Genomic DNA, 11,901 nt, shown 5'->3' on the forward strand with positions numbered 1-11,901 from the left:
ACCCCGGCGCCCCAAGGGGTGCGCCAGGGTTCCGCCGACCGCCGCGCGGTCGGGCCGGTCAGCCGGCCGAGACGACCTTCACCGGGCCGAGGCCCAGCTCCGTGACAGGCCCCTCGATCGCCGAGGCGTCGCCCACCAGGACGACGACCAGGCGGTCCGTCGGGAAGGCGCTGACCACCGCGGCGGTCGCCTCCACGGTGCCGGTCCTGGCCAGCCGCGCGTACATCTGGGCCTGGAAGTCGTCCGGCAGGAACTGCTCGACCTGGTCGGCGAGCGTGCCGGCGACGGCCGCGGCCGTCTCGTAGCGCAGCGGGGCCACGCCCACGAGGTTCTGCACGGCGACGTCGCGCTCGTCGTCGGTCAGCCCCTCGGCCGCCAGCGTGCGGATGACCAGCCAGGCGTCGGCCAGCGCCGGTCCGGTGACCTCGGTGGCCACCGAGCCGCTGATGGCGAGCAGCGAGGCTCCCGTGCCCTCCGGGGTGGACAGCAGCACCTGGCCGAAGGCCCGCACGCCGTACGTGTAGCCCTTCTCCTCGCGCAGCACCCGGTCGAGACGGGAGGTCAGGGTGCCGCCCAGGCAGTACGTGCCGAGCACCTGGGCCGGCCAGACCGGGTCATGGCGGTCGGAGCCGGTACGGCCGATCAGCAGCTGGGTCTGCACCGCTCCCGGCCGGTCCACGATCACCACGCGCGCGGTGTCGTCGGCGGTGATCTGCGGCAGCGGGCGCGGCTGCGCGGCCGAGCCGGTCCATTCGCCGAGCGTCTCGTCCAGCAGCGCGACCAGGTCGATGCCGGTCAGATCGCCGACGACGACGGCCGTGGTGGTGGCGGGACGCACGTGCGCCTCGTAGAACGCCCGGACGGCCGCCGCGTCGATCCGCGCCACCGTCTGCTCGGTGCCCTGGCGCGGGCGGGAGCAGCGCAGGTCCGTGGGGAACAGTTCGGCGGAGAGCGCCATGGAGGCGCGGCGGGCCGGGTTGGCCAGCTCGTGCGGGATCTCGTCGAGCCGGTTGTTGACGAGCCGCTCGACGTCGCTGTCCGGGAACGCGGGGGCGCGCAGGGCGTCCGCGAGCAGCCCGAGAGCCTTGTCCAGCCGGGAGGCCGGGACCTCCAGCGAGACCCGGACGCCCGGGTGGTCGGCGTGCGCGTCCAGGGTGGCGCCGCAGCGCTCCAGCTCCGCGGCGAACTCCTCCGCGGTGAGCTTGTCGGTGCCCTCGGAGAAGGCGCGGGCCATGATCGTGGCCACCCCGTCCAGGCCTTCGGGTTCCGCGTCCAGCGGCGCCGAGAGCAGCACCTCCACCGCGACGACCTGCTGGCCGGGGCGGTGGCTGGTGAGCACGGTCAGCCCGTTGCCGAGCGTGGACCGGTCCGGGGCCGGAAAGGCCCACGGCTTGGGGGCACCCGGCTGCGGCTGGGGGTGGAACGTCATGGTCGCGGCGACGTCGGTCACTGGTCCGCGCCTTCCTGCTCGGTCTCGTCGGCCGCCTCGTCGGACGAGCCGGTGGGCTCGTAGACCAGGACGGCTCGGTTGTCGGGGCGCAGCCGGGCCGCGGCGACGGCCCGTACTTCCTCCGGAGTGATCTCCAGCACCCGCTGGACGGCGGTGAGCGCCAACTGCGGGTCGCCGTAGAGCACCGCGAAGCGGCACAGCTCGTCGGCGCGGCCGCCCACGGTCGCGAGCCGGTCGAGCCACTCGCGTTCCAGCTGCGCCTGGGCCCGCTCCATCTCCTGCGGGGTGGGGCCCTCGGCGGCGAAGCGCGACAGCTCCTCGTCGACGGCCGCCTCGATGTCGGTGAGTTCGGCGCCGCTGGACGCCTTCACGTCCAGCCAGCCCAGCGACGGCGCGCCGGCCAGTCGCAGCAGGCCGAACCCGGCCGCCACGGCGCTGCGGTCGTGGCGCACCAGCCGGTTGTGCAGCCGGGACGACTCGCCGCCGCCGAGCACGGTCAGCGCCAGGTCGGCCGCGTCGGACTCCCTGGTGCCGTCGTGCGGCAGCCGGTACGCCGCCATCAGGGCGCGCGAGGGCACGTCCTCCTCGACGACCTCGCGCAGCTGGCCGCCCATGACGTCGGGCAGCGACCCGTCACGGGGGGCGGGCTTGCCGTCGTGGCCGGGGATGGTGCCGAAGTACTTCTCGACCCAGGCCAGCGTCTGCTCGGGGTCGATGTCGCCGACCACGGCCAGCACCGCGTTGTTCGGCGCGTAGTACGTGCGGAAGAACGCCCGCGCGTCCTCCAGGGAGGCCGCGTCCAGGTCGGCCATCGAGCCGATCGGGGTGTGGTGGTACGGGTGGCCGTCGGGGTAGGCCAGCGCGGTCAGCCGCTCGAAGGCCGTGCCGTACGGCACGTTGTCGTACCGCTGGCGGCGCTCGTTCTTGACGACGTCGCGCTGGTTCTCCAGGCTCTCGTCGTCGAGCGCGGTGAGCAGGCTGCCCATCCGGTCCGCCTCGAGCCACAGCGCCAGTTCCACCTGGTGGGCCGGCATCGTCTCGAAGTAGTTGGTGCGCTCGAAGCTGGTGGTGCCGTTGAGCGAACCGCCTGCGCCCTGGACCAGCTCGAAGTGACCGTTGCCCTTCACACTGGCCGACCCCTGGAACATCAAGTGCTCGAACAGGTGGGCCAATCCGGTCCGGCCTTTCACCTCATGACGGGAACCGACGTCGTACCAGAGGCACACCGAGGCGACCGGGGTGAGGTGGTCCTGGGAGAGCACCACACGCAGGCCGTTCGCCAAACGGTGTTCGGTTGCTGTCAGGCCGTCGGAGTCCTGCGGCTGTGTGCCGTCCGACGTGGCCGTGAGACCCATGGGCAAGCTGTCCTTCCGGTCGTATGCACGTGTCTTGGTCGAGTGCTGACACTCTAGGCAAGCGTGCCGACACCACGCGAAGTTCCCGCTCACGGCACGCTTATGCCGGGCGGTGGTCACCAGTGTCAGTGGGCCGGTCCACAATGGTCCGCGTCAGCCCCGTCCAGGTCCAGGAAAAGGAGCAGCAGCCGCGATGGCCCGCCGCACCACGAAGACCCCTCCTCCCGACGACTTCGAGGAGCGCATCCTCGACATCGACGTCGTCGATGAGATGCAGGGCTCTTTCCTCGAGTACGCCTACTCGGTCATCTACTCGCGCGCCCTGCCCGACGCCCGTGACGGGCTCAAGCCCGTGCACCGGCGCATCGTCTACCAGATGAACGAGATGGGGCTGCGCCCCGACCGGGGGTATGTGAAGTGCGCCCGCGTGGTCGGCGAGGTGATGGGCAAGCTGCATCCGCACGGCGACGCCTCCATCTACGACGCCCTGGTGCGTATGGCGCAGCCGTTCTCCATGCGCCTCCCGCTGGTCGACGGGCACGGGAACTTCGGCTCCCTGGGCAACGACGACCCGCCCGCCGCGATGCGTTACACCGAGTCGAAGATGGCCGGGGCCGCCACGCTGATGGTGGAGTCCATCGACGAGGACACCGTCGACTTCTCGCCCAACTACGACGGCCAGGAGATGGAGCCGGTCACGCTCCCGGCCGCCTATCCGAACCTGCTGGTCAACGGCGCGTCGGGGATCGCGGTCGGCATGGCGACGAACATGCCGCCGCACAACCTCGGCGAGGTCATCGCCGCCGCCCGGCATCTGATCAAGCACCCGGGCGCGGACCTCGAGACGCTGATGCGCTTCGTACCCGGCCCCGACCTGCCCACCGGCGGCCGCATCGTCGGCCTGGCCGGGGTGCGGGACGCGTACGAGAACGGCCGCGGCACGTTCAAGATCCGTGCCACGGTGTCCGTCGAGGACACCTCGCCGCGCCGCAAGGGCCTGGTCGTCACCGAGCTGCCGTTCACGGTCGGCCCGGAGAAGGTCATCGCCAAGATCAAGGACCTGGTCGGCGCGAAGAAGCTCCAGGGCATCGCCGACGTGAAGGACCTCACCGACCGGTCGCACGGCCTGCGCCTGGTGATCGAGGTCAAGAACGGCTTCCACCCCGAAGCCGTGCTGGAGCAGCTCTACAAGCTGACGCCGATGGAGGAGTCCTTCGGCATCAACAACGTGGCGCTGGTCGACGGGCAGCCGCTCACGCTGGGCCTCAAGGAGCTGCTGGAGGTCTACGTCGACCACCGCTTCGAGGTGGTCAGGCGCCGCAGCGAGTTCCGCCGCACCAAGCGCCGGGACCGGCTGCACCTGGTCGACGGCCTGCTCGTCGCCCTCATCGACATCGACCAGGTCATCTCGATCATCCGGTCGAGCGACAACTCCGCGCAGGCCAAGGAACGGCTGATCGGGCACTTCTCGCTGTCCGAGATCCAGACCCAGTACATCCTGGACACCCCGCTGCGCCGGCTCACGCGGTTCGACCGCATCGAGCTGGAGTCCGAGCGCGAGCGGCTCAACGCCGAGATCGAAGCGCTCACGGTGATCCTGGAATCGGACGCCGAGCTGCGCAAGCTGGTCTCCAACGAGCTGGCCGCGGTGGCCAAGCAGTACGGCACCGACCGCCGGACCGTCCTGCTGGAGTCGGCCGGCTCGCCGGTCTCCTCCGTTCCGCTGGAGGTCGCCGACGACCCCTGCCGGGTGCTGCTCTCCTCGACGGGGCTGCTCGCGCGGACCGCCAACGGCGAGGAGTTCGACGACAGCGAGGGCAAGCGGGCCAAGCACGACGTGATCGTCTCCGCGGTGCCGACCACGGCGCGCGCCGACGTCGGCGCCGTCACCTCCGCCGGCCGGCTGCTGCGGCTCACCGTGATCGACCTGCCGATGATGCCGGACACGCACGGGGCGCCGAACCTGGCGGGCGGAGCTCCCGTCTCGGAGTTCCTGTCCCTGGAGACCGGCGAGCGGGTGCTGTGCCTGACGACGCTCGACGAGTCCTCACCCGGTCTCGCGCTGGGCACGGAGCAGGGCATCGTCAAGCGGGTGGTCCCGGACTATCCCGCGAACAAGGACGATCTGGAGGTCATCGGCCTCAAGGACGGTGACCGGGTCGTGGGCGCCGTGGAGCTGCGCACCGGCGAGGAGGACCTGGTCTTCATCACCGACGACGCCCAGCTGCTGCGGTACCCGGCCTCGCAGGTGCGCCCCCAGGGGCGCCCGGCTGGCGGTATGACCGGCATCAAGCTGACCGACGGGGCGAAGGCGATCTCCTTCACGGCCGTCGACCCGGCCGTGGACGCGGTGGTGTTCACCGTGGCCCGCGCCGAGGGCACGCTCGACGGCGCGGTCCAGGGCACCGCCAAGCTCACCCCGTTCGAGCAGTATCCGCGCAAGGGCCGGGCGACCGGCGGGGTGCGCTGCCAGCGCTTCCTGCGCGGTGAGGACGGCCTGGTGCTCGCCTGGGCGGGCGCGGTCCCGGCCCGCGCCGCGACGGCGACGGGCCTGCCCGCCGACCTCCCCCCGAAGGACCCCCGCAGGGACGGTTCAGGGGTGGCGCTGGCCAAGCCGATCACGGTGGTGGCCGGCCCGGTCTGACCCGAAGGACCGCCGACCGGCGACCGGCAGGGCGCGGCACCACCGGTGCCGCGCCCTGCCGCGCTGCGGTTAGGCTGCCCTGTGTGAGTACGTGCACGAACGCTTCGGCGGAGCTGGGCGAACCGCTCGCCGCGACCGCTGCCACCGCCAGCACCTGGCTCCTGCTCGAACAGCCCGGTCCCTGGGGCGCGAAGGCCCTCACCTCGAGCCATCTGGATCCGGCGGTGGGCCGGGCCCTGGAGAAGGCCGCGAAGGGCACCGGCGTCAGGGTCGCGCTGATCCGGCGCCCGGGGCGCCACGCGGACTTCCGTGTCCCGCCCTCCCGGCACCAGGTCCTCATCGCCCATGTCGTCCCCGGGCGGTCCTGGATCCGGCAGGACGTGATCGACGACCCCGCCGCCCTGCTGGAGCTGGACTTCGCGGCGCTGGGCACCGGCGAGCACCGGGGGTTCGGGCAACCGCACCGGGAACCCGTCGCGCTCGTCTGCACCAACGGCAGACGGGACCGCTGCTGCGCGCTGAACGGCCGTCCGCTCGCCGCGCGGCTGGCCGCCGAGGGCGGCGGCAGCGGCGTATGGGAGATCACCCACATCGGCGGCCACCGGTTCTCCCCCACCATGCTCGTCCTGCCGTCCGGCTACGCCTACGGGCGGATCGACGCGGAACTGGCCCACGGGGTGCTCAAGGCTGCGCGCGACGACCGGATCGGGCTCGAGGGCTGCCGCGGCGCCTCCGCCTGGGACCGGCCGGGCCAGGCCGCCGACCTCGCGGTGCGCTCCCTGACCGGCGAGGACCGGACGGACGCGCTCGTGGTCGAGCGCACGGAGGGTTCGTCGCCGGCCTGGTCGGTGCGCGTGGCGCACACCGACGGCCGGTCCTGGGACGTCGGCGTCACCGAGGTCCCGGCGCTGCCGCCGCGCCCGGAGAGCTGCGGAGCGGCCCTCGGCTCCCCCGCCCGGATGGAGGTCACGGGGATCGAGGCGGTGGCCGGGGGCCGCTGACAGCGACGCGGGAGGAAGGTGCGGATCAGCCCGCCTTCTTCACGAACTCCGAGGTGTAGGTCTTCTCCAGGTTCACCGTGGCGTGCTTCAGGGCCGGGTTGAACGCCTTGAGGACCTTCTCGACGGTCTGCGGACCGTCGGCCGGCATGACCCCGTCCTTGGTGAACATCGGCAGCGTGGCCTTGATCGACTGGGCGTACAGCTCCTTGCCGCCCTGCGCGTAGTCGGCCGGCATCTTCGCGGCGATCTCCTCCGGGGTGTGCGTGGACATCCAGGCGAGCGTCTTGACGAAGGCGTTGGCCATCTTCTGCACCGTCGCCTTGTGACCGTTCACCCAGTCGGTGCTCATGTAGAGGCTGGACGACGGGTAGAGGCCGCCGAGCGCCGCCTTCGAGCCCTCGGGGGTGCGCATGTCGTACAGCACCTTGCCGATGCCCTTGTCGAGGATCTGCGCGACGGTCGGGTCGGTGGTCATCCCGCCCTGGATCGAGCCCTGCTGCAGAGCGGCGATGAACGTCTGGCCCGCGCCCACGGCGACCGGGGTGAAGTCGCTGACCTCCACGCCGTTCTTGACGGCGAGGTACTTGGTGAGGAAGTCGGTGGAGGAGCCGAGGCCCGTCACGCCGAGCTTCTTGCCCTTGAAGTCCTTGGCGGAGGAGATGTCGCCGGCCGCCTTGGCGGAGACCACCTCGACCTCACCGGGAGCCTGCGCCAGTTGCACCACGGACTCGATGATCTTTCCCTTGACCTGGAGGTCGAGGGTGTGGTCGTAGAACCCGACGACGCCCTGCACGTCGCCGGAGACCAGCGAGGTGGTGGCCTGCACACCGGCCGGCTCGGTGAGCAGCGTGACGTCCAGGCCCTCGGCCTTGAAGAAGCCGAGCTGCTGGGTGAGCATCGCGGGCAGGTAGATGACCTTGTCGAGGCCGCCCACCATGACCTTGACCTTGCCGTTGTCGCCCGCCGCCGAGGAGTCGCTGCCGCAGGCGGTGAGGGTGGTGAGGGCGAGCGCTCCGGCGACCGCGGCCGCCGGGATTCTGGCCATGCTGCGCATGTTCACGTCCTTGTGAGGGGATGGCGAAATGAAGGGGGAGAGTCGTTCGGGGGACATCGGGAACGAGGCCCGGCTCGCGGGTCTCAGCGTTCGGAGCCGGGCTCGGCCGGCTTCCAGCGGAACAGCCGCTTCTCGCCGAACGTCAGCAGCCCCTCGGCCAGCAGTGCCACCACGGCGAGGATCACCATGGCCGCGTACACCCCGGCCGCGTTGAAGGTGCCCTGCGAGGCGGAGACCAGCAGGCCGAGGCCCTTGGTCGCGCCGATGTACTCGCCGACGATGGCGCCGATCAGCGCGAAGCCGAATGAGACGTGCAGGCTCGTGAAGATCCATGACGTGGCGGACGGGATGACGACCTGCAGCGTCACGCGGCGGTTGCTCGCGCCGAGGATGCGGGCGTTGGAGACCAGGTTGCGGTCCACCTCCCTGGCCCCCTGGAAGGCGTTGAAGAACACCGGGAAGAAGACCAGGACGACTGCGGACGCGACCTTCGAGGCCGGGCCGAGGCCGAACCAGATGAGGAAGATGGGCGCCAGCACGATACGCGGCAGCGCGTTGAGGACCTTGATGTACGGGCCGAGCACGTCGGCCAGGAAGCGCACCCGGCCGAGCGCGATGCCCAGCAGCACGCCGGCGATGACGCCGATGATCCAGCCGAACAGCGCCTCGTAGAGCGTGTACCAGATCTGCTCCCACAGGGAGCCCTGCGCGGTGCCGTGCAGCGCCCACTCCCGGATCTGGTCCCAGATCTTCGACGGCATCGAGAAGTTGAACGGGTCGATGATCCCGGCGCGGGCGAACCACTCCCACAGGCCGATCACGGCGACGAGCAGCAGCAGACGGGTTCCGTAGACCAGGACCCGGCGGTTGCGGGCGGCCCGGGCCCGGGCCGCGGTGCGCTCGGTGGAAGCCTTGGCGGGACGGGCCTCGGCGGGCCGGTCCCTGGTGGCCACGGCGTCGGTGACGATGCTGGTGACGGGTTCAGGCGGCATTGCCGGCTCCCCTCTCGCGGGTGATGCGGACCTCTTCGCCCAGCGAGGACCAGATCTCCCGGTAGATCTCCAGGAACCGCGGTTCCATCCGGACCTCCTCGACCTTGCGCGGCCGCGGCAGGTCGATCGTGAAGACCTCCTTGACGGTCGCGGGTCCGGCGGTCATGACCACGACCTTGTCGGCGAGGGCGATGGACTCCTCCAGGTCGTGCGTGACGAACACGACCGAGGAGCCGGTGCCCGCCCACAGGTCCAGCAGTTCGTCCGACATCAGCGCCCGGGTCTGGACGTCGAGCGCCGAGAAGGGCTCGTCCATCAGCAGGATCTCGGGGTCGTTGACGAAGGTCGCGGCAAGCGCCACGCGCTTGCGCTGGCCGCCCGACAGCTGGTGCGGATAGCGGTCCTCGAAGGACGTCAGGCCCACCCGGGCCAGCCACTCCCGGGCCCGTTCCCTCGCCTCGGCCTTGGGCACGCCGCGGAAGCGGGGCCCCGCCATCACGTTGGACAGCACGGTGCGCCAGGGGAAGACGGCGTCCTGCTGGAAGACGAACCCGACCTTGTCGCCGATGCCGCGGACCGGCTCACCGGCCACCAGCACCTCGCCCTCGGTCGGCTCCTCCAACCCGCTGACCAGGGTCAGCGTCGTGGACTTGCCGCATCCGGTCGGTCCGACGACCGCGACGAACTCGCCGCGCTCCACGGTCAGGTCCAGATCACGTACGGCGGTGTGCAGCGCCCCGGACGGGGTCCGGAACGCCTTGCTCGCCCCCCGCAACTCAATGGCGGGACTCGTTTGACTGCTCATGGGCCGGGACGTTAGGCGCGGCTCCGGGCCGGGCGGCAGCCTTGTGAGCACAGGGCGCCTTCTGCTCACAACCGCTGTTCTGCTCGTTCTGCTCGCTCCCGCACAACGAAAGCGAAACGGAGGCTGTGCATCCGCCTCTGTGGCGTTTACGTTGCGTTCACACCGGGATACGGCACGGTCCTCGCCTGCGAAACGGTGCATATCGCTCTATAACCCCGCACACCACTCAGCAGAAGGAGACCGCATGCGCATCCGGTGGCCGCGTCGCGTCTCCGCACAGGTCCTGCTGACCCAGGTCGCGATCACCACGGGTGTCACCGTGCTGGCCACCGCGCTCTTCCTCGCACCGCTGAGCCACCAGCTCGACGACCAGGCGATGCGCCGCGCCCTGTCCATCGCGCAGACCGCCGCGGCGGAACCGCGGCTCGCCGAGGCACTCCTCGCCTCGGAGCCCACCCCCGACGGCCCGGTCCAGGCCGAGGCCGAGCGGATCCGCCTCGCTACCCGGGCCGAGTACGTCGTCGTGATGGATCTCCACGGAACGCGCTGGTCGCACACCACACAGGACCGGATCGGCGAGCACGTCTCCACCGACCCCGGCGGTGCGCTGGCCGGCGAGGACGTCATGCAGATCGACAACGGCACCCTGGGCCGCAGCGCCCGGGGCAAGACGCCGCTGCGCGACAGCGGCGGCCGGATCGTCGGCGCGGTCTCCGTGGGCATCGCCTACGACAGCGTCCGCGAGCGGCTGCTCGGCGCGGTCCCCGGGCTGCTGCTGTACGCGGCCGCCGCGCTCGCGGTGGGTGTGCTGGCCGCGATCGGCGGTTCCCGCAGGCTGCAGCGCCGCACCCACGGACTCGCGTTCGCCGACATCTCCTCGCTGCTCGACGAGCGCGAGGCGATGCTGCACGGCATCCGGGAGGGCGTCGTGGCGCTCGACCGGCAGGGCAGGGTCCGGCTCGTCAACGACGAGGCCGGCCGGCTGCTCGGACTCGGCCCCGACGCCACCGGACACGTCCTGGACGACGTGCTGCCGCCGGGCCGCACGGCGGACGTCCTGACCGGCCGGGTCGAGGGCACCGACCTGCTGACGGTGAGCGGCGGCCGGGTACTGGTCACCAACCGGATGCCGACCGCCGACGGCGGCGCGGTCGCCACCTTGCGGGACCGCACCGAACTGGAGCTGCTCGGCCGGGAGCTGGACAGCACGCACGGGTTGCTGGACGCGCTCCGTGCCCAGGACCACGAACACGCCAACCGGCTGCACACCCTGCTGGGCCTGCTGGAACTGGGGATGCACGACGAGGCGGTGGAGTTCGTCGTGGAGGTCGCCGACACCCACCGTTCCTCCGCGGAGCAGATCGCCGAACAGGTGCGGGACCCCCTGCTGGCGGCCCTGCTGGTCGGCAAGGCGGCCATCGCCGCCGAGCGCGGGGTGGCCCTGCGGATCTCCGCCGCGACCGGGCTGCCCGACCGGGTCGTCGACCCCCGCGACCTGGTGACCGTGCTGGGCAACCTCATCGACAACGCCCTCGACGCGGCGGCGGCGCACCGCACCGCCGACTCCTTCGTGGAGGTCGAGCTGCGGACCGAGGAGGGGACGACCGCCGTCCTGCGGGTCTCCGACACCGGCCCCGGGGTGCCGCCCGAGGCGCGCGACCTCATCTTCACCGAGGGCTGGTCCACGAAGGAGCGCCCCGCCCACCGGGGCCGGGGGCTGGGCCTGGCGCTGGTCAGACGGCTCGCCGAACGGTACGGCGGCATCGCCCGGGTCACCGCCCGTGCGGGCGGCGGCGCGGTCTTCACCGTGGTGCTGCCCGAGTCCCTGGTCGCGGAGGACGTCCAGGGCTGCCGCCCCGGCGCAGCCGATCACTCCACGCAGCTCGTCGCCACAAGGGAGACACGATGATCGAGGTACTGGTCGTGGACGACGACTTCCGCGTCGCCGAGATCAACGCGGCCTACGTGGCCAAGGTCCCCGGCTTCCGGGTGGCCGGCCGGGCCCACACGGCCGCCCACGCGCTGGCGACCCTGGAGCGCACCCGGATCGACCTGATCCTGCTGGACCACTATCTTCCCGACGAGACGGGACTGACGCTGGTGCGGCGGCTGCACCAGCTCGGCCACCACGCCGACGTGATCATGGTGACCGCCGCCCGCGACGTCGCGACCGTCCAGGCCGCGATGCGGTACGGCGCCCTGCAGTACCTGGTCAAGCCGTTCACCTTCGCCGGGCTGCGCGCCAAGCTCGACGGGTACGCGGCGCTGCGCCGCACCCTGGACGGGGTCGGCGGGGCCGGTCAGGCCGGCCAGGAGCAGGTCGACCGGATCTTCGGTGCGCTGCGGACGGCGGGAGCGGCCTCCGCCGAACTGCCCAAGGGGCACTCGGCGCCGACCGCCGACCTGATACGCCGGGTGCTGCGCGAGGCCGGACACCCGCTCTCCGCGCAGGAGGTCGCCGAACTGGCCGGGCTGAGCCGCTCCACGGCGCAGCGCTATCTGAAGTACCTGGAGCAGGCCGGGCGGATCGGCCTGACCCTCAAGTACGGCGACACCGGCCGCCCCGAGCACCGCTACGCCTGGGCGGCGGCGGACTGAAC

Annotated in this window: 9 protein-coding genes; 4 read left to right on the forward strand and 5 right to left on the reverse strand. The window is 71.7% G+C overall.

The features are described 5' to 3' along the window. Positions 1-58: 58 nt before the first annotated feature. Complete coding sequence (locus O3X23_RS07980) at positions 59-1,429, reverse strand: M16 family metallopeptidase (protein WP_443047798.1); 1,371 nt, start codon at positions 1,427-1,429, stop codon at positions 59-61. A gap of 17 nt (positions 1,430-1,446) precedes the next feature. Beyond that, a complete protein-coding gene (locus O3X23_RS07985; protein ID WP_269270486.1) occupies positions 1,447-2,805 on the reverse strand; it encodes a M16 family metallopeptidase in 1,359 nt (452 codons plus the stop codon). Positions 2,806-2,998: 193 nt separating this feature from the next. On the opposite strand from O3X23_RS07985, the gene O3X23_RS07990 reads away from it, so the two are divergent. Continuing rightward, positions 2,999-5,449 carry a DNA gyrase/topoisomerase IV subunit A gene (locus tag O3X23_RS07990; RefSeq protein WP_269270487.1) on the forward strand — a complete coding sequence of 817 codons (2,451 nt, stop codon included), beginning with the start codon at positions 2,999-3,001 and terminating at the stop codon, positions 5,447-5,449. An 83-nt stretch (positions 5,450-5,532) separates the two neighbouring features. Next, positions 5,533-6,450 carry a sucrase ferredoxin gene (locus O3X23_RS07995; protein ID WP_269270488.1) on the forward strand — a complete coding sequence of 306 codons (918 nt, stop codon included), beginning with the start codon at positions 5,533-5,535 and terminating at the stop codon, positions 6,448-6,450. A gap of 25 nt (positions 6,451-6,475) precedes the next feature. On the opposite strand, the gene O3X23_RS08000 is transcribed toward O3X23_RS07995, so the two are convergent. The 3 genes from O3X23_RS08000 to O3X23_RS08010 all read right to left on the reverse strand — a co-directional run bounded on the left by O3X23_RS08000 (position 6,476) and on the right by O3X23_RS08010 (position 9,301). Next, entirely contained in the window at positions 6,476-7,504 is a 1,029-nt protein-coding gene (locus tag O3X23_RS08000; RefSeq protein WP_269270489.1) for an ABC transporter substrate-binding protein, read from the reverse strand. Between the two features lie 83 nt (positions 7,505-7,587). Further along, a complete protein-coding gene (locus O3X23_RS08005) occupies positions 7,588-8,496 on the reverse strand; it encodes an ABC transporter permease (RefSeq protein WP_269270490.1) in 909 nt (302 codons plus the stop codon). After that, the gene (locus tag O3X23_RS08010) at positions 8,486-9,301 is read right to left on the reverse strand and encodes an ABC transporter ATP-binding protein (protein ID WP_269270491.1); all 816 of its coding nucleotides are present in this window, start codon (positions 9,299-9,301) and stop codon (positions 8,486-8,488) included. The genes O3X23_RS08005 and O3X23_RS08010 overlap by 11 nt, the downstream gene beginning before the upstream one ends. A 244-nt stretch (positions 9,302-9,545) precedes the next feature. On the opposite strand from O3X23_RS08010, the gene O3X23_RS08015 reads away from it, so the two are divergent. Both O3X23_RS08015 and O3X23_RS08020 read left to right on the forward strand, forming a co-directional pair. Then, on the forward strand, positions 9,546-11,210 hold the full coding sequence (locus tag O3X23_RS08015; RefSeq protein WP_269270492.1) for a sensor histidine kinase: 1,665 nt from the start codon (positions 9,546-9,548) through the stop codon (positions 11,208-11,210). Further along, positions 11,207-11,899, forward strand: coding sequence for a response regulator (locus O3X23_RS08020; RefSeq protein ID WP_269270493.1), 693 nt, complete (start codon positions 11,207-11,209; stop codon positions 11,897-11,899). Before O3X23_RS08015 ends, O3X23_RS08020 begins: the two co-directional genes overlap by 4 nt. Positions 11,900-11,901 lie beyond the last annotated feature (2 nt).

The sequence above is a fragment of the Streptomyces sp. H39-S7 genome (assembly GCF_027158205.1).
Taxonomy (GTDB): domain Bacteria; phylum Actinomycetota; class Actinomycetes; order Streptomycetales; family Streptomycetaceae; genus Actinacidiphila.